The 19,188-nt window shown below is 33.5% G+C and carries 9 protein-coding genes and 5 pseudogenes; 6 read left to right on the top strand and 8 right to left on the bottom strand.

Annotated elements, in window-relative coordinates:
• Positions 1-90 precede the first annotated feature (90 nt).
• From BVG17_RS03295 to BVG17_RS10365, 5 genes and pseudogenes are all read right to left on the bottom strand, one after another.
• Positions 91-852 (bottom strand): hypothetical protein, encoded by a 762-nt coding sequence (locus BVG17_RS03295; protein ID WP_063630815.1) that lies wholly within the window; start codon positions 850-852, stop codon positions 91-93.
• A gap of 57 nt (positions 853-909) precedes the next feature.
• Entirely contained in the window at positions 910-2,172 is a 1,263-nt protein-coding gene (locus BVG17_RS03290) for a pyruvate dehydrogenase complex dihydrolipoamide acetyltransferase (RefSeq protein WP_015588033.1), read from the bottom strand.
• Between the two features lie 284 nt (positions 2,173-2,456).
• Positions 2,457-2,951, bottom strand: coding sequence for a WBM0748 family T4SS-associated protein (locus tag BVG17_RS03285; protein ID WP_063630816.1), 495 nt, complete (start codon positions 2,949-2,951; stop codon positions 2,457-2,459).
• A 117-nt stretch (positions 2,952-3,068) separates the two neighbouring features.
• Positions 3,069-3,385 (bottom strand): annotated as a pseudogene (locus BVG17_RS03280) (IS481 family transposase); the annotation flags it as partial.
• A pseudogene (locus BVG17_RS10365) lies at positions 3,295-3,693 on the bottom strand (helix-turn-helix domain-containing protein); the annotation flags it as partial. The pseudogenes BVG17_RS10365 and BVG17_RS03280, both read right to left, overlap by 91 nt.
• A gap of 91 nt (positions 3,694-3,784) precedes the next feature.
• Here BVG17_RS10365 and BVG17_RS03270 point away from each other — a divergent pair.
• Both BVG17_RS03270 and BVG17_RS03265 read left to right on the top strand, forming a co-directional pair.
• Complete coding sequence (locus tag BVG17_RS03270) at positions 3,785-4,657, top strand: IS982 family transposase (protein ID WP_143688848.1); 873 nt, start codon at positions 3,785-3,787, stop codon at positions 4,655-4,657.
• A gap of 618 nt (positions 4,658-5,275) precedes the next feature.
• Positions 5,276-12,760, top strand: coding sequence for a tetratricopeptide repeat protein (locus BVG17_RS03265; RefSeq protein WP_143688847.1), 7,485 nt, complete (start codon positions 5,276-5,278; stop codon positions 12,758-12,760).
• Here the strand turns inward: BVG17_RS03265 and BVG17_RS09525 are convergent.
• Positions 12,757-12,861: pseudogene (locus BVG17_RS09525) on the bottom strand (Rpn family recombination-promoting nuclease/putative transposase); the annotation flags it as partial. The gene BVG17_RS03265 and the pseudogene BVG17_RS09525 overlap by 4 nt on opposite strands.
• Between BVG17_RS09525 and BVG17_RS03255 the strand changes: the two are divergent.
• A pseudogene (locus BVG17_RS03255) lies at positions 12,849-13,075 on the top strand (WO male-killing family protein Wmk); the annotation flags it as partial. The pseudogenes BVG17_RS09525 and BVG17_RS03255 sit on opposite strands and share 13 nt — an antisense overlap.
• On the opposite strand, the pseudogene BVG17_RS03250 reads toward BVG17_RS03255, so the two are convergent.
• Positions 13,074-13,945 (bottom strand): annotated as a pseudogene (locus BVG17_RS03250) (IS982 family transposase). The pseudogenes BVG17_RS03255 and BVG17_RS03250 sit on opposite strands and share 2 nt — an antisense overlap.
• A gap of 415 nt (positions 13,946-14,360) precedes the next feature.
• Here BVG17_RS03250 and BVG17_RS09980 point away from each other — a divergent pair.
• The 3 genes from BVG17_RS09980 (at position 14,361) to BVG17_RS03240 (ending at position 17,105) form a co-directional block, all read left to right on the top strand.
• Positions 14,361-14,483: a hypothetical protein gene (locus BVG17_RS09980; RefSeq protein WP_255446080.1), complete on the top strand. Its 123-nt coding sequence runs from the start codon at positions 14,361-14,363 to the stop codon at positions 14,481-14,483.
• A 43-nt stretch (positions 14,484-14,526) separates the two neighbouring features.
• Positions 14,527-15,798 (top strand): group II intron reverse transcriptase/maturase, encoded by a 1,272-nt coding sequence (gene ltrA / locus BVG17_RS03245; RefSeq protein ID WP_143688811.1) that lies wholly within the window; start codon positions 14,527-14,529, stop codon positions 15,796-15,798.
• A 203-nt stretch (positions 15,799-16,001) separates the two neighbouring features.
• Entirely contained in the window at positions 16,002-17,105 is a 1,104-nt protein-coding gene (locus BVG17_RS03240) for a hypothetical protein (protein WP_143688846.1), read from the top strand.
• Between the two features lie 104 nt (positions 17,106-17,209).
• On the opposite strand, the gene ligA is transcribed toward BVG17_RS03240, so the two are convergent.
• On the bottom strand, positions 17,210-19,165 hold the full coding sequence (ligA, locus tag BVG17_RS03235; RefSeq protein WP_063631174.1) for an NAD-dependent DNA ligase LigA: 1,956 nt from the start codon (positions 19,163-19,165) through the stop codon (positions 17,210-17,212).
• Positions 19,166-19,188 lie beyond the last annotated feature (23 nt).

Here is a 19,188-nt window from a genome sequence, read left to right as displayed (position 1 = left end):
AAGTTGTCACACTTCTCTTTCTCTTATAGAGTACTATATGCACAGTTTATAAAATCTTAAGCAATTGTTATTCGAAAAATCCAATAATGATTAGCCACGGAACCTATTTGCTAATTCTCTCACATTAACCTTAGACATTTCTGATGTAGGCTCTTGTGTATATGAGACATCAGATTTAACGCCTTTTTTGTCATGACCTTTAGTAATAGAACACACTACAGTATCAGCCTTTACATGCTTAACACTTGGATCTGATTGAAACCCATGCTTTCTTTCCATTTGTGCTTCAAGCTTACTGCTATCATGTGTAACCCTACACCTTTCTAGATTACGGTCACGTTTGTCAGGAGCTACATATCCATCTATATCATTACATAAGAACGGGCGCACTTTGAACCTGTCTGAACTAACACCATTTTCAACACTTGCAGAATTATGAGCTTTTCTATTATTGCGCATTTTATCTACAGCTTCCTTTATTTTTTCTTTTGATGGTTTTGGCAGCAGTGCTGGCTTATATGCACATGCTGGTAGTTCTGGAAATGAGTCTTCCTGAGACAGCAAATGACTTTGGTTTCTCTTACTATCTGATTCTTCAATATTCTTTATTGATGTCTTGAAAGAGTTTTCGTTTTTCTTTTTTAGATCTAACTCATTTAATCCGCTTCCAACATTATTTTTTCTTGTTGTAGTGTGAATAACACCTGGAAGTTTCACTTCATACTTAAATTTTTTACCAATGGTATCTATTGACTCATTAGATGAGGAATCTATTTGAAACCTATCGTTTGAAAATTTTGATTTTGCAGCATCAAAAAATATACTACGTTTTTCTATCTTTTTATCAGTCATATTTTACCTCTAAACCTATCAATTAATAAAAGTATAAATTAAGAGGTATTAATTTTATTATAATAATAAAGGCTCAAGAAGCATCACCGTAGGGTTTTCTATATAGTACTTAAAGGCATTTAAAAATTTTGCTCCGAGTGCTCCATCAACTGCTCTGTGGTCAACAGAGAGAGTAACTGTCATTATCTCTGCTATCTCTATTTTTTCACCTATGACAACCGGCTGTTTTTTAGATTCACCAACAGCCATAATGCAAGATTGCGGTGGATTGATTATAGCGCTGAAAGTTTTTATACCAAACATGCCTAAGTTGGAGATAGTAAATCCTCCTCCTTGAAATTCTTCGGGCTTTAGTTTTCCAGATCTTGCCCTACTTACTAAATCTTTCACTTCTTTTGATATAGATAAAACACTTTTTTCATCAGCATTTTTTACTATAGGAGTAATCAGTCCATCCTCAAGCGCTACAGCAATTGAGATATCTATATTTGAGTATCTTACTATTTTAGTATCTATCCACGATGAGTTTATATCAGGAAATTTTTTCATGCTGAAAGCCACAGCTTTTATAATTAAGTCATTAATTGTTACTTTATTGTTTTCATTTGCTGAATTAACCTCATTTTTGAGCGATATTAGCTTATCAACGTGGCAGTCTACAGTTAAATAAAAGTGTGGAATATTTTGCTTAGATTCAACTAGGCGCTGCGCTATCACTTGGCGCATATTACTTACTTCAACTGTTGTATTTTCCTCAAATCTCTCATAGCTTTTAGTTTGATCTAAAAATTCTAATACATCAGCTTTGATGATACGACCATATGGACCTGTACCTTTTAATCGCTTTATATCAACACCTTCATTTTGAGCTATTTTTTTAGCTAAGGGGCTTACTTTTATTCTATTTTCTGTTGCTCTATCCTCTTTTTTAGATCCCAGTGTCACGCACTGGGATGACATTGAAGAGCTAGATGAAATCGAAGGGTTGGATGATACTGAAAAATCGGCTTCAACCTCCTTCTCAACCTTGGTATTGATGGCAGAAGCTAAATCAAGTGCGCTTTTATCTTCCCCTTCCTCTAACATTAGAGCTATCAGTTGATTTACAGGCACGCCACTTGTTCCTTCCGACACTAAAATTTTTGCCAAAACTCCTTCATCGACAGATTCAAACTCCATTATGGCTTTATCAGTCTCAATTTCAGCGATTACATCACCTATTTCAACTTTATCTTGTTCTTTTTTACACCACTTTACAATTTTTCCTCCGGTTTTACTCATTGTTGGGGAAAGAGCAGGCATCAATATTTCTATAGGCATTTATTCTGCATTAAAAGATCTATTTAATTTTTAATTTACTCTTTACCCTATGTCAATCTAATCGTAAATTATGATACTTATATCATCCTAGTACATGATGCTGGAATCTTGGTTGACTACTGTTATCCTACTATTTCTATTGCTTAGTCCTAGACAGAGTACAAATAGTAAGATCATCATGAAAATAGACGAATCTGTTATAATGGAAATAGAAAAATGTAGTGCTTACTATCCTCTCACAAGCATATAGCTTGGGTACAGAAAAAATTTATATGAGGAGCTGGTTAAATTGATAAAAGATCAGAATTAACAGTAGTTTCCGAATCTTCTGTAGCAGGCTCTTCATGTGAAGCAGAGGACAGACTAACTTCTTTATCCTCTGTTCTCTGTATAGAACTACCACAAAAACTCCTTAACATCTCTTCAGCAGATGAATTTAAAATTTGTATAATAGACTTTTCACTTTGTTCTTTCAGCGATTGATCCATTTTAGAAATCAACTCGGAAAATTCACTACCTTCTTTTCTAGCTTCACTTTCTATCTTATTTTTTATGCTTTCTATATTACTTTGGTTAATTTCTTCTTTCGTTATGTTAAATGAATTAGCAATACCTTGATACTTAATCTCACAATCGCCACAGCCAACTATGCAAAGAGCAATAGAATCGGATATTTCACCTGCAGCCGAATTATGGATAGTGTAAGCTAAGCAATTGTCATGATATTTAATGCCAAGCTGTTGCTCTATCAACTCAGAAATTTCATTTTTTAAAGACATAAAGTACCTCCTTCTTACATTACTGTACCTTCTGATTAAAGTACAACAGCTGCTCCTAAATAGCAATCTATATATGGTTTACTTTAATAAATTATTAAAGTAAGAAGCTTTTATCCCTTGTAAACAACGATGCAAACTAGAACGAGTCAAATATGGAATTGTTGCTTGTAAGGCATATAGGCAATCCTCTAGAGGAAGAAGCGGAAATGCAACAATTATAGCCTCTTCCTCTTTGGTTAAAACTTTGGCTGTTTTGGTCCCATATTCACATCTTTAATGAATGAACGTTTTTTCCATTTGACAATAGTTTTTGGATTAAGATTATAGCATTGAGAAAGTTTTGCTATGCTCTCTTGACTATTTTGTATTGTCTTACGTACTGCCTCTGGTGTTCTGGCGCACCCGTGTAACCATAACTCCTCCTTTGATGGTATTTTTTCTCACATTCTATCATACCATCACACTCTGGGACCATACATCTAGCTACCGTATCCAGTAATTCTTGATCCTCAATTTTTTCGCATTTACCTACAAACCGTAAAACTGGCTCATTTTCATATTCTGTTAGTCCAAGAGCTTTAATGTTAACTGATAATGTCTTTGCTATCTTATATAATATTTCAATTGGAATGTCTGTATATCCTCGTTCATAGTCGTGTATTTCTTTAGGTGTTGAACCGATTTTATTTGCCAAGTTCTCCTGAGTATATTTCCGTATTAATCTCTGCTCTTTTATCCTTTTCCACCCCAGTTGGGGATTAGAAGTCAGTGAAAAAGCCAGGAAAATAGGGTAAACTCCGGAAACATATTATCAAAAAATAGAGAGGTTACCCATGAATAAAAATGTAACAGAATTATTTTGCTTTGTAGACGATTTTTGCAAGGCTATAAACAAAAATTTCGCAGAAAAACTCCTGCCAAACAGTAAAAAACCTACCAGAACGCCAGGGATTACGCATTCTGAAATTCTTACTATAATTTTACTTTATCAACAATCTAGATGTGAGGACTTTAAATCTTTCTATACATATTATTTGAAAGCACTACATGGATCTGAGTTTCAAAATTTGCCAACATATAGTAGATTTATTAGGCTAAAATCTAGGGTTTTATGGTATTTAGTGCTCTTGTTAAAGTGGCTTTGTGAGCACTCAAAAATGACCGGAATTTCGTACATAGATGCAACTTCTATCGCTGTTTGCCATCCAAAAAAAATCTCAAGAAACAAAGTTTTCAAAGGATTGGCAAAGCTTGGAAAGACTACATATGGCTGGTTTTTGGGTTTTAAATTGCATATGGTAATTAATGAAAAAGGTGAAATTCAAGGAGTTACAATGACTAAAGGTAACGTTGACGACAGAAAACCAGTACCAAAATTAACTGAAAAACTGACTGGTCTTTTGTTTGGTGATAAGGGCTATATAAAGAAAGAGCTCTTTGCAAAACTCTTCGATAGAGGAATAAAACTCGTTACCAAAGTAAAAAAAGGTATGAAAAACACATTAATGCTTCTTGAAGAAAAGATTTTTTTAAGAAAAAGGTCGATTATTGAAACAGTTTTTGGTTACCTCAAAAACAGACTTGATCTTGAGCATTCAAGACACAGGTCTCCAATAAATTTCTTGGTGCACATCTTTTCCACATTAGTTTCATATTCTATGAAGCCTAAAAAGCCCTCTATTTCTAGATTTTACTGTATTGATTAATCCGCAACTGGGGTTAGAATAATATAGCTTAATTGTTAACTATATCTGTGAGAAAATTAAGAATTATGTATTTTTTTATATTTTATATAGGATTATTAATATTCACTTTAGTTTCAGAAACATACTGCAAATTAGAGTCATAAAAATCTTTAATGTTCATTTTTCCAAAAACGCAAAAAAAGTACCTACCTTTGTGAAAACAAGCCTATAAAAATATGGTTGTAAAAATGGAAGCTTAAAATCATTGCAACAAAGTTAGGCAAATTGGTTCATATGTAAATTTAGTGAAAGTAAGCCAATATAGCTGATTTTATCGTACAGTAAAATTATTATAAAGAAAAGTTGGTATGGTACACATGGTAGACCAACGCATTCCAAGAAAACTTGTTCTCACAACAGCTGATTTTGGGTGATTGGAAATGGTTATTTTATTTAAATTTTTAGTAGGATGTATTGCTAGGCCAAATATATATATAACAGTCAAAAACTTAAATAAAATAGCCTGAAGATAAAATATTAAATTATATATAAAAACTACTTGTATTGCCAATTTTATTTACTAGCATGTAACAAGATCTAATACGCTCTTAGATTTTATGTGAAATAGAGAGGGATTTTATGCCAAAGGTAAATATTGATCCACAATCAGTTGAGTTAGAGAAAGAAGAGAAATCTTTGCAGCTTAAAAATAGAATAAAGCGTCAATATAATCCTAGTGATATTAATATTGCTAAGTTGTTTCTTGCGATACGTGAGCATAGAACGGGTAATCCTCAGCTAAATAAAATTAGTGAAATTGAAGGATTACTTACTCAAGTACAAAATATTAATGATATTGATCTCAATGATCGTGGTAATACACCACTACATGTTGCTGTAAGCAAAGATCATCAAGACATTGTCAAACTTCTTTTGAATGTGCCTGGTATAGATGTAAACATTCAAAATAAGGATGGTAAAACTCCACTCGATATTGCTAAGCAATCAAATAAGGAAAAGATTATTGAGACTTTAGAAGAACATTTAAAAAAATCTTCTGGTCAAGTAAAAAGACTTTCTACACAGGAAAAGGAAGTGCATGAAAAGCTCAGAAAGTTTGTTGAAGATTTTGTATTTATTTATGAACGCTCTTTATCAGAATATTATGAAAGACTAGAAAGTCAAAAAGGAAAGCCAGGTAAATGGGCTGATTTTGCTAATTTGATAATGAGGACAGGGAAAGGTGGAACAGAAGGAATGGAGATAACAAAAATAAAGGCATCTTCTCTTGTTGGAATTAACGTTCTTCAATTAGCAATATCTGGCATTGGCATTAAGCATAATAGAGCAGAGCTTAAAAAGCTGATAGATCAGTTGTATATCTTTAAAACGAATCCGATCAAAGTCAGGGAAGAGTTAGTAAAATCTGGTATTGAAATCTTTCAAAGTTTTGAGAGCCAATTTGTGCAAGTTAAAGCAGATGGGAGTTGGCAGAGGGCAATGACAAAATTAGCAGAAGATGCTGTAAGCAGAGTGATTGATTACTATAGAGAAAATACCGAAGAAGAGTTTCAGGCTAACTCAATTACTAAGGGTATTATTTTGGGAAAGTCAAAAAAATATAAACAAACTTTCACTAATTTTCCTCATATTAAGCCAGGACACACGTTAGAAAGTAAAAATTCATGGAATACGGCAGAATTATTTGATAAAGCGGGATTAGTAACGATAAAGCGTGATGGTAGTGCTGATAAATACTACGAAAGAATAGACGGAAAGAGTGATACTAGCAAATATGGCTATCGTCTTCTTTTTAAATGGGAAGTAGAAAAGAAGATAAAAAAATTCACAATAGAATACATTGAAGAAAATCCTCCTAGAGAAGAGTATAGGTATATTTTAAAGTCAGATGAGGGAAAATGGGAAGGTGAATTATTGGATGAGATTAATAAGCAAGATTCGAAGTTAGTCGAAGAGAAGTTACTACGAAATTTCAAAGAGGAAGCTGAAAAAAACTTCAATGAATTAGAGGATTATATAGCTAAGAATTTTGATGAGCTATCAAGTTATGTAGAAGGTAATCAAAATGAGATTAAGAGAGTCTTTAGTGAGTTAATTAGTCAACATCGACAAGCTAGTCAAAAGATAGAAGATTCTATTAAAGAGGGAAGGAAAGAAAGTAAAGAAAGCTTCGAGAAAGTAGATAAAAAGCTTGATGAAATACATAGTCTAATTGTAGCAGGACAACAAGTAAGGGAACCTGTTTGGTTTGATGTTAAAAAGCCAGTAAATTTATTTACTGGGAGAGAAGAAGAGTTGATTGATCTACATAACAAGATACAACGTAGTTCAGAAAAGGTAACAGTAATATCACAAATAACCTCAATTAGCGGTTTAGGGGGAATAGGAAAAACTGAGCTAGCTAAACAGTATATTCAAGATTATAGCAAAGATTATTATAACGATGTTATATGGATTAATGCTGAGAGTGAGGTAACTCTTGTTGAATCATTTACTCGATTAGCAAAGAATAAGCTAAAAATTGATACAAGAGATACAGATGGAAAAGAAAAGGATATACAAGCTATTGTAGAAGAGGTTCACAAATTTTTCAGTGATAGCAAGAGCTTATTTATTTTTGATGATGCCGAAAAAAGTAATTATTTGAATAAATTTTTACCACTGCATGATTTATTACCGGATGGTAATAGACCATATATTTTAATTACTTCTCGTAATCGAGAGTGGGAAAGAGGAATAGAAGTTATTAATCTAAACGAATTAAAGTCAGAAGAAGCAATAGAATTTGTAAAAAAGGGCTTGAGTATAGAAGATGAATCTCAAAATGAAAAGATAAAAGCTTTAGTAGAAAAGTTACAACACTTTCCTTTAGCTATACAGCAAGCGATATCATATATTGAAGATCAAAAATTCACAGGAGAATTTGATATAGATGATTATCTAAAGGAATATGAAAAGAAGACAAAAGACTTGCTTGATTCCAAAGTATTCAGGGGAATTGATAATGACTATGCCAAAACAACTTTTACAACTTGGAAGATTACAACCGATAAAATAGCAAGTTATAGAGAGAATGGAAAATTAGCTTTAAGGGTTCTTAATATTATATCTTATCTTGCACCTGAGAAGATTAGTAGAGAAGTATTTTCAGGTTTGACAAAGAGTAGTGAGGAGGAATTAAGGTCAGCTGTTCGTTTACTTATGAAATATTCTATGGTGAATGGTGAACAAAAGCAAAGTGTGTTGAGTACCCATCAATTAGTTCAAGAAGTAACAAGGATAGCGTTAGCAGAGGAAGGTAGGAGTGAGGAGGTTATGAAAGAGACTTTCGCGCTACTCAGAGCAAGTTTTCCTTATGGTAGTGATAAATTAGAAGATTATTTAAAGAAACGAGAATTATTGCCACACTTAGAGGTATTTTTATCAAATGTAGATAATTGGTTAAAAAAGAATCCTCACAATAAAGAAAAAATAGAAGAAGATTACCTTAAGAACTTGTTGATATTGATAAATGATGGATATTTTAATTTGAGTAGTCCTCAAAGACAAAAAGAATTGCTAGAAAGGGCTTTACCTATTTTAGAAAAGTATCACGGAAAAGATCATTTTGAAGTAGCTCAAATATTAATAAATTTAAGTATTCCTTATGGGATTTTAGGTGATTATCAGAAACAAAAGGAGTTGATAGAAAGGGCTTTGCCTATTTTAGAAAATCACTATGGAATAGGGAATTTTGAAGTAGCTCAAATACTAGTAGACCTGAGTAGCACTTATGGAGCTTTAGATGATTATGAAGGAGCAAAAGATTTACTAGAAAGGGCTTTACCTATTTTAGAAAATCATTATGGAGGAGATCATTTTCAAGTAGCTAAAATATTAGTAAATCTTAGTATCACTTATAGAGCTTTAGGTGATTATCAGAAACAAAAGGAATTACTAGAAAGGGCTTTACTTATTTTAGAGAGTCATTACGGAGAAGATCATTTTCAAGTAGCTATGGCTCTAGTAAATCTGAGTACTTATTATGAAAATTCAGGTAATTATGAAAGAGCAAAAGAGTTACTAGAAAGGGCGCTGCCTATTTTAGAAAATTATTATGGAGAAAATCATTTTCAGGTAGCTATAGCTCGAGCAAGACAGGGTATCAATTACATGGCTTTAGGTAATTATGGAAAAGCAAAAAAGTTGCTAGAAAAGGCCTTGCCTATTTTAGAGAAGCATTACGGAGCAGATCATTTTGAAGTAGCTAAAGCGTTAGTAAAGCTGAGTGTCGTCTATAGAGATTCCGTTGATTATCAAGGGGCAAAAGAGTTGCTAGAGAGAGCTTTACCCATTTTAGAGAAGCACTATGGAGAAGATCATTTTGAAATAGGAATGATTTTAGAAAGTTTAGGTACTGATTGTCTAGCTTTAGGTGATGCTCAGAAAGCAAAAGAGTTGCTAGGGAGGGCTTTATCTATTTTAGAGAAAAATTATGCAAGAGATCATGTTGAAGTAGCTAAAATATTAGTAAATCTTAGTGTCGCCTATGCAGAGTTAGGTGATGCTCAAGAAGTAAAAAGGTTGTTAGAAAGAGCATTACCTATTTTAGAGAATCATTATGGAGCAGATCATTTTGAAGTAGCTATAGCCTTAGAAGATTTAGCTGTTGCGTATCTAGCTTCAGGTGATGTTCAGAGAGCAAAAGAGTTGTTAGAAAGGGCTTCTGCGATATATCAAAGAGGTAAAGTTGAAGAATGTTTGCCGAGTATAAGTCCAGTAATAAGGAAAAGAGAAGTAAAGATTGGGGAATGTGAACTGTCTTGGAAAGATGTAGATGAATTTAATACAGAAGAGGATGCAAAAAGAGATTTTAGTAAAATTAAAATAGATAGTGAAAAGTTTCTTCATTACATAAAAGATTTACCGGAAGATAAGTATTTTCAGCTAATTGAGCTAGCGGATAAAGTTGAAGTTACGGGTAGGTTTTGCGACTTAATCAATAAACTCACCAGTAATCAGAAGGTTATGAATCATTTAAATAGAGTAAAGAAAATCTCTAGCATAACTATGCATGGAATGATGGCTAAAAATGTTTTAGCTGACTTTTTAAACGGAGATTATCAAGGTGTAGTAATTAATTTTGGTTTTATAGCCGTTGGTCAAGGGTTTGCTAAAGTTGCTGAAGCTGCATCTCGTAAAGGATTAAATTTACTCTCAGAAGGAAAGGCATTACTTGGTAGGTTTTTAAGGGTTGCATCACCTTTTCTTGCTCGAGGTACTTCTGCGTTTGTTATTTATGATCTAGTAAATCAGGTAAAAGCATTTACAAATGGTACTGAAGAAGCACTAGTTGGCGTAATAGGAGATAGTATTTATCTTGGAGTGGATAGCGCAGAGATTGGTATAGAAGTTGCTGAAGGTTTTGAAGTATTAGAAGGAGTGTCAAGTGTTACTGGACCAATTGGAGCAGGAATTGGAGCTGTAGTATTTGTTGGTACTGATATTTATACGGCAGTAAAGAGAGTAGATAAGATTGATCAACTTATTCACTTAACTAGAGGAGAAAATTTTATTGAAGGGTTACGTTCATTTATAGGTATGCAACCTGAAGGATATATAGAAGAGTTAATGGAGGAAAAACAACTTTATAACCAGTTGGTTAAGCAAGGATTTGAGTATTTAAAGAAGCATAATGATATTCAAAGTTATGTATTCCCTACTAGTCAATCATTTCTAGGTTCTTGTCGTACAGTACCATACCAAGTGCTTCAGTGTGTTGGTGCTGGATTTGGAGAATTATGTATGAGAAGAATTAATGTTACATTGTATAAAGAAGAATGCACAACTAAACTTCGAATGGATTTAGACAGTAAAGTACTGCTTGATAGAAAAAGAACCGATATAAAATGGAGTAGAGCAAGGCCAGATAATCCAAGTGGTGGAAAATTGTTTTGTTTCTCGCAGGGAAATGACGAACCTGCTCCAAGTTATGGATCATATTTATGTGAAAATGCGGTTGGTTTGTCTAATAATAAGAAAGAAGAACATACTCTAATTAACTTAGGAGAAGGTGAAGATTATGCAAGAGGATTTAAGGATAGTCCTAACATATTTGTAGTGAATGATGGATCTAAGAGATACTATGGAGGAGATAGGAATGATATATTTGTTTTACAGGGAGATCTTATAGAAGGATTCTTGTATGGAGAAGATGGAATAGATACCTTAGATCTGACTGAATTTGCTCAAGAAGCTGTAAATGTGAATGTTTATTTAAGAAGCTTTGATTATCTAGTACCATTGAATTGTAGTGGAAGTGCTGAGCTTAGTTTTATTTATGAACCTGAAAGGTTTAATGTAACCAATACATTTTGGTTTGCATATGAGCCAGCTGATATAAAAAGTATCGATGTGAAATATATAAATGTTTTCAATAGAACTAAACATGAGGTAAAATTCAATTTTATTGAGTCAGATAAAGAGTTTTATGTAACGATCTTCTATTCAGAAAATCCTTCTTACAGATTAGAAAATAATGGTGAAATAAGAATAGGTAATAAAGATAATTTGTATATGCTACAAAGTAGTAATGAATCTGCTGAAGAAATTATCAAGAACTATTTACCTATAGCAAATAGACTAAATAAAATGTCATTCTTTATACAATCACTTTTAAGTAATGAGACAGTGGTAATAGGAAGTGGAAATCATGAAGTAATACATAATAATCCAGCATATAAGAGTCATTTAGTAGGTAATGGCGGTGAAAATGTGTATGTAATTGATTCTGAGATTGATAACGTTCCAGAGGTTGTTATTCATGACATTGATGAAGAGAATTCAATAGATACGATTGATTTAAGAAGTGTAGTAAAAAAAGCAAAAGACAATTTTGAATTACAAGTAATTAAATTTGAAAATGATTTGTTATTAAGAGCAACAGTAGAAAAGCAAAAAGATGAATATTTTACTGTGAGATTAAAAGATGGAGTAGAGAGGTATAATAAGACTCATGTGATAGTAGAAAATGCTCCTATGATAATCAACTTTGATAATAATCAGTGGAGTTTAAAACCACAACCTTTAATGTTTGAAAAGGATAAAGAAATTATTGTGGTAATGGGTCAAGATGTAGAAAAAGGTACTGAGCTTGTTACACCTAGAAAAGAAGGAAATTATACATTTGTTCGCAGTAATAGTAACGATCTAATGATAACGAATGCTTTTGACTCGACTATTACTAGAGATGATCTTTGCAGTATTACACTTAATAAATTCTATACAACACCTAAGATGAAAACGTTATCTATAAAATATGCTGATAAAGAAATAGTGTTAAAGGATTATGATAAGGAAATAAGTACGGCAAGAGATGTGGATGTTGTGAGAAAAGAATATGAAGATCAAGTATATAATGATGTTTTCACAGAAGTTATGTTATCTGACCAGCCTCATAGACATAGGCATGAACATAGCAGGCAGCACATTAGAAATCGTAGAATGGTTAGTAGTAGTACAAGACCATCTTCGTGGATAAATGATTTATTTGGTTGGGTAAAGAACTCTATAGGTAGGTTTAGAATTGCTCTGCCTGAGATCTCAGCAAATTATTCTAATACAGCTGGTACTAGCCAATTTAGCAGTAAAGTTTGTATCAGTAACAATATTGGTTTAGGATTTTTCTTACTACAAAGTTTCCTAGATAAAAAATATCCTCTGCCTAAGTTTTGTTCTGCTACTCATGAAGAAGTTCTGGCTGATACACTTAATATAATGGAAGAGTTTAAAAAGACACTTAAAGAAACAGCTAAACAATCTGGTGTATCAGTGAAAGATTTTGACTTTTTTAAAGTGTATTCAGATATAGAAGGTCATGTAAGGAACGAAAGATATTCTAAAATGCCAAGTACATTATATTCAGTCGTAGAAGAAGCTTATCCGAAAAATGAGAAGTTTCTGAGTATTTTTAAAGGTAATATTGAAAAAATGTTTGATGAGCAGCAGATAGTGAATAGTAAATCTCAACCTCACGACATTGTTGATAATAAACCTAGAAGCTATTTAAATAATACAACAGTGGACAAACAGCTACAAAGGTCATATTATGCTATTTCTTCCTAAAGTTGTTTAATTTCATCTACCGAAAGGCCAGTGATTTCAGCGATAACATCAATAGAGACATCGGCCTTGAGTGAGTTTTTGGCTACTTCAATTTTACCTTTTAGTAAGGTTTGTATATATTAGCGAGAAAATTGGTCAAGAAGAAGCGAAAATAGAAGTAGCAAAGAATCTAGTGAAAGAAGGAGTTTCAGTTGATATTATTTCCAAAGTGACTCGCTTATCTATTTACGTAATATGATGATATAGAGAAAGAAATTTAGTACTGATTCTATACTCTACAAAGTGGGGAAAAACCCCGAACGTTGCGGATTAATCAATACAGTAAAATACTAGAAATAGAGGGCTTTTTAGGTCTTCATAGAATATGAAACTAATGTGGAAAAGATGTGCACCAAGAAATTTAATTGGAGACCTGTGTCTTGAATGCTCAAGATCAAGTCTGTTTTTGAGGTAACCAAAAACTGTTTCAATAATCGACCTTTTTCTTAAAAAAATCTTTTCTTCAAGAAGCATTAATGTGTTTTTCATACCTTTTTTTACTTTGGTAACGAGTTTTATTCCTCTATCGAAGAGTTTTGCAAAGAGCTCTTTCTTTATATAGCCCTTATCACCAAACAAAAGACCAGTCAGTTTTTCAGTTAATTTTGGTACTGGTTTTCTGTCGTCAACGTTACCTTTAGTCATTGTAACTCCTTGAATTTCACCTTTTTCATTAATTACCATATGCAATTTAAAACCCAAAAACCAGCCATATGTAGTCTTTCCAAGCTTTGCCAATCCTTTGAAAACTTTGTTTCTTGAGATTTTTTTTGGATGGCAAACAGCGATAGAAGTTGCATCTATGTACGAAATTCCGGTCATTTTTGAGTGCTCACAAAGCCACTTTAACAAGAGCACTAAATACCATAAAACCCTAGATTTTAGCCTAATAAATCTACTATATGTTGGCAAATTTTGAAACTCAGATCCATGTAGTGCTTTCAAATAATATGTATAGAAAGATTTAAAGTCCTCACATCTAGATTGTTGATAAAGTAAAATTATAGTAAGAATTTCAGAATGCGTAATCCCTGGCGTTCTGGTAGGTTTTTTACTGTTTGGCAGGAGTTTTTCTGCGAAATTTTTGTTTATAGCCTTGCAAAAATCGTCTACAAAGCAAAATAATTCTGTTACATTTTTATTCATGGGTAACCTCTCTATTTTTTGAATATATGTTTCCGGAGTTTAGTGTGCCGAGAGACACAGGAATGTTCAAGAGAGCAACTAAGTGCAAAAGCTACGCAATAGATCGGGGGTGGGCCCTCGGAGCCGGCTTACAAGAGCAGGCTTCAAACAACCATAAGCTGCTTTGGTAAAAAGCTAAGGTAGTGAGCGTTATGGAAAAGGCGCAAATATGCGTCATGTGTAAAATAGAGAGATGAATGAAAATGAACCACTGATAAAGTGTCGAAAGGAATTGGATGATGTCAAAACCAGGGGTTAGACTTAACCTGGGATAAATCTATCGGGAGCTTGTTTACTGGATAGATGGCGTCCGGCATAGAGGTGGCATGAATCTATTTTGGGCTATTGCGTGGAACTGCGGGAACCTGTCGTTTCGATGATAAGGGAGAAATCCAAGGAGCTGATCTCTGAGGATGAGAGTACCGATGCGGAAAACAGGGGCGGATCAGCTCGTAGTAGTGAAGAAGTTTCTGTAATGGAAATGGAGCGAAGGAGCTGAGTTATTTAGTTTTAGTTATTTATCAACCGAAAGGGAGGAGTTAATGAATAAAACAAAGTCTTGTGATATACCAAAGAAACTTATTTGGAGAGCTTATAAACAAGTATCGAAAAATAGAGGTGCTGCTGGTGTAGATGGGGTTTCGATAACAAAGTTTGAGGAAAATCTAAAAGATAATCTATACAAACTATGGAATCGTATGTCATCCGGAAGTTATTTTCCAGAGCCTGTAAAAGCTGTAGCAATACCGAAAGATATGGGAGGAGGACAAAGAATTTTATGTGTTCCTTCAGTATCAGATAGGATAGCGCAAACAGCAGCAACAATGTATCTCGAACCGTTAGTGGAGCCAAAATTCCATGAGGATTCATATGGTTATAGATCGAATAAATCAGCATTGGATGCGGTAGATACAGCGCGTAAGAGATGCTGGAAGTACGATTGGGTGGTAGACCTTGATATATCAGGGTTCTTCGACAATCTGGATCACGAATTAGTTTTGCAAGCTATCAAGAAACACACAGACTGCAAATGGGTCATACTATATGTTGAAAGGTGGATGAAATCCCCTATACAACTTGCAGATGGCAGTAAAGTAGTTAGGGATAAAGGAGTTCCGCAAGGAGGTTCAGTTAGCCCAATCATCTCTAATATATTCATGCATCATGTGTTTGATATATGGATGAAAAAGAACTATCCGACGGTACCATTTGAGAGATATGTGGACGATGCGATAGTGCACTGCAGAACAGAGAAACAGACAGGATTTGTGAAAGTAATGATCGAAGAGAGATTGGCTGAGTATAGGTTGAAATTACATCCTAAAAAGACACAGATAGTGTACTGTAAGGATGACAATAGGAGAGATGAATTTCCTAAACAAAGTTTTGATTTTCTGGGTTACACATTCAGACCCAGGTTAGCAAGAAATAAAATAGGGAAGCATTTTGTTTCATTTCTCCCAGCAATTAGCAACAAGGCCAAGAAAAAGATTACTACAACCATAAGATCATGGAAAATGCTACGAAATACGCATATAACATTAGAGGAGATATCAGGAAAAGTAAATCCAATAGTCAGAGGCTGGTATCAGTACTATGGCAAATTTTACAGAACTGAGGTCTACAAATCTCTAAAGAATGTAGAGCGGCATCTAGAAAAGTGGGTCAAAAGGAAATATAAGAGACTCAGGAGTCACGGAAGACTAGCAAGACAATTTCTAGGAAAGGTGAGAGATAGGTCTCCAAATATTTTCTATCATTGGACACTAGGTTTAGGGTCAAAAAGGCTAAATAATGGGAGCTGTATAAGCTGAGAGGTTTATGTACAGTTCTGCGAGAGACTGGTAGGGGAAGTTCCACTGGTCTACTCTCCCCTATTTCCTGGCTTTTCACTGACTTCTAATCCCAACTGGGTTCTAATAAAAAGTTATGACTTTTATGGTGGAAAAAGATATTAGCTGTAGAAAGTGATCCTAGACTTTTAATTGATATAGATAAACAAGCTAACTTAAAGAAAATGTTAGTTCTTTCTTTAAGGGAAGCTATAAATAAACCAGATGTTTCAATTGTTACAAACCTATACGAACATTTTACACAAAAACCTACTAGAAATAGGCGCGAGTACCCTGATTCACAATTCTCAATTATTCGGGAAATATATAAAAATGCCTTTATACTTGTAAGCAATGATATTGCCAAGCTCAATGAAAAAAATCTTAATCAGATCATTAGTAGAAAAGTAGGGCAGATCGAAACAATTTTGGCTATAGTCTCATTAATTGATAATAAACGACTGATAAAAAAAATGTTGAACTTAGTTGAAAAGAATATAAAAAACAATCCGGAAGGGCAGCAAGTTCTTTTAAAGAGTTTAGTTAATATACTAACATACTCGATAAAAAATGAGTGTTTTCAGACTATTGAGTATATATGTCACAGACGATTCTCTCAAACTTTTTGTCCTGTTATTCGAGGAACATATATAAAAGCATTTGCAGATAGTAAAGTAGTAGAAGAGCTAGAAAATAAAATAGAAAAACAAGAAAAATCTGCTAAATATGAGTGGTGGATGGAGTTGAAAAAATATCTTGATTTCAATCAAAAGCTAAATGCTTTACAAGAATTAAAAGAAATAGTAAATAAGTTTATTGAAGCTTCTGATTATCATAATAAGCTGTGCCAAGATGAAAATTATCCAGCTCTTTCTTATTATAATACAGAAATAGACTTGGAAAGGTTAGAGCAAATAACACGTAAGTTTATTAACGATTCTGGTCACATATCAGAAAAGGAGGTATTAAAGCAAAAAAAGCTTCAAATACCTTTACCAGGGGAAAAGCAATTGGTAAAAAATTTGAGAAAATTAGAAAAAAGAATATCTACTTTCATTCAATCTGTTTATGAAAAAACTGCACATGATGAGCAATATCCAGGCTTTGTTCAGTCCCCTAAAAAGAAAGACTTTATGATACTAGCACAAATAATACATGAGTTGTTTCTTGAGAAAGATGATTTCGAATTTGTAGATAAGGAAGAATTACCTAGTCCATATTTAGAAAAAGTTAAAGAGAAATCATATATTAGAGGGGTGCTTAGCTATTTAACTGGCTTTGTTGCATAACTGTTTATAAAGAGCAGGGAGTGTTCAATTGTATTAAATAAGAGTCTGATATTAGTTTTCAATTCTTCTATCAGTTAATTCATTCCCGTCAGATTAAGTTGTGTTTAGCACAATTTGTTCCACTGTTCTTCATCTAAAATTTCCACACCCAATTCCATTGCTTTTTTATATTTTGAACCCGGATCTTCTCCTGCAATTAAATAGTCAGTTTTAGTAGAAAGGCTTGAACTGATCTTTGCCCCTAAAACTTTAGCTCTTACTTTTGCCTCCCCTCTGCTCATAGCACGTAGCTTACCAGTAAACACTATAATTTTGTTATTCAAAAAAGAATCGCTAGAGTTGGAGCTCACGGGAAGAATTTGCAGATATGCAGTAAGATCATTTAACATTTTAATGTTACGTTCCTGAGAAAAAAACGATTTTAAAGATTCAGCTACTTTTTCTCCTATACCATCTATACCTACCAACTCAACATCATTTGATGACATCGAATTATACCAGTTATCATAAGATACATAATAATTTGCGAGCAATTCTGCTGCAACTTGGCCGATAAATCTGATACCCAAAGAAAATATGAACCTATCTAGAGTGATTACTCTTCTGTTTTGTATAGCACTTAATAGATTAGCTATTGACTTCTCGCCCCAACCATGATGCTCTTTTAAGGAAAACTCTTTTAATCTTTCCTCTAAAATAAAAATGTCTGGAATTTGTCTTATTAGTTCCAGGTCATAAAAAAACTTTATTTGTTTTTCACCAAGGCCAACAATGTCAAATGCATCTTTTGATACAAAATGTTTTAGTTTTTCTACTATTTGAGCCTTGCAATTAAATTCTTTAGGACATCTTACTGCAACTCCTTCAATCTGCACTTTACTACCACATTCAGGACATATGTCAGGAAACACAAATTCAGGCATATTTGCATGACGAGAACCTTCATCTACTTTGACAATTTGAGGAATTACATCCCCAGCCCTTTTAATTGTTACAACATCTCCCTCTCTTATATCTTTACGTTTTATCTCATCTTGGTTATGTAGACTTGCTCTGCTAACTAATACTCCACCAATATTGACTGGTACTAAATCTGCAACTGGAGTTAAAACCCCCGTTCTACCCACCTGTATAAATATTTTATTTAACTTTGTCTTTGCATAAACCGCAGAAAATTTATATGCAAGCGCTGAGCGTGGCGCTTTGTGTGTACTTCCCAGACGACTTTGTAGCACCAAATCATTCACTTTATAGACTATCCCATCGATATCATAATCCAAGTTATAACGATAATCATAGATCTCGTTATAGAACTTTAGCATTCCATTCAAACTACTTGTTAAGAAGCGATGCTCATTTACATAAAAGCCAAGTTCCTCAAGTCTATCTAGTACCTCACTTTGACTTTTCTCTATTCCACCAATTAAAGAATAAGCAAAATATCTAAGAGGCCTTTTTGCTGTAATGTTCGCATTCAATTGCTTTAAAGAACCAGCAGCTGCATTTCGAGGATTAGCGAATTCATTATTTTCATTTAACTTTAAAAAGTCGCTGTTACTGATATATATTTCACCCCTTACTTCTAGTCTTCCTTGCACATCTTGTAAAAACTTAGGAAAGCCTTTTATTGTTGCAACATTGTGAGTTACATCCTCTCCTACAAAACCGTCACCTCGAGTTGCAGCTTTAACAAATTTCCCATCTTCATAAATTGCAGAAAATGACAATCCATCAATTTTTGGCTCACATAATATCTCTATTTCATCTGCAATTAAAAATCTCTTTATTTTAGACAAAAATTTTTCTACACCTTGTTCATCATAAGCATTCTCAAGAGAAAGCATAGGTTCTTGATGTTCCACCTTAGAAAATCTCTCATCAGGCGGAGCACCAACACTATCTTGTGTTGCATAAGCTTCTGGCTCTATTGCAGCTAACTTTTTTTTCAGTTCATCATATTCAGCATCACTTATCTCTGGCTTACTTTTTTGATAATATAAGATATTATGGTAATTAATTTGGTTCTGCAGTTTTTCTCTCATCTTTTCCAAGTTAGTCATGATACCAATATAATACTCTTTGT

The organism is Wolbachia endosymbiont of Laodelphax striatellus (assembly GCF_007115015.1).
Lineage (GTDB): Bacteria > Pseudomonadota > Alphaproteobacteria > Rickettsiales > Anaplasmataceae > Wolbachia.
Note: the sequence above shows the minus strand (reverse complement) of the source record. Positions and strands in the feature narration are given on the sequence as shown.

Bases quoted from the DNA above. Each gene is read 5' to 3' on its own strand.
- BVG17_RS03240 (WP_143688846.1), top strand. From the start codon at position 16,002: ATGTTAGTTCTTTCTTTAAGGGAAGCTATAAATAAACCAGATGTTTCA.
- BVG17_RS03290 (WP_015588033.1), bottom strand. From the start codon at position 2,172: ATGCCTATAGAAATATTGATGCCTGCTCTTTCCCCAACAATGAGTAAA.
- BVG17_RS03295 (WP_063630815.1), bottom strand. From the start codon at position 852: ATGACTGATAAAAAGATAGAAAAACGTAGTATATTTTTTGATGCTGCA.
- ligA (WP_063631174.1), bottom strand. From the start codon at position 19,165: ATGACTAACTTGGAAAAGATGAGAGAAAAACTGCAGAACCAAATTAAT.
- BVG17_RS09980 (WP_255446080.1), top strand. From the start codon at position 14,361: ATGATAAGGGAGAAATCCAAGGAGCTGATCTCTGAGGATGAGAGTACC.
- BVG17_RS03265 (WP_143688847.1), top strand. From the start codon at position 5,276: ATGCCAAAGGTAAATATTGATCCACAATCAGTTGAGTTAGAGAAAGAA.
- BVG17_RS03270 (WP_143688848.1), top strand. From the start codon at position 3,785: ATGAATAAAAATGTAACAGAATTATTTTGCTTTGTAGACGATTTTTGC.
- ltrA (WP_143688811.1), top strand. From the start codon at position 14,527: ATGAATAAAACAAAGTCTTGTGATATACCAAAGAAACTTATTTGGAGA.
- BVG17_RS03285 (WP_063630816.1), bottom strand. From the start codon at position 2,951: ATGTCTTTAAAAAATGAAATTTCTGAGTTGATAGAGCAACAGCTTGGC.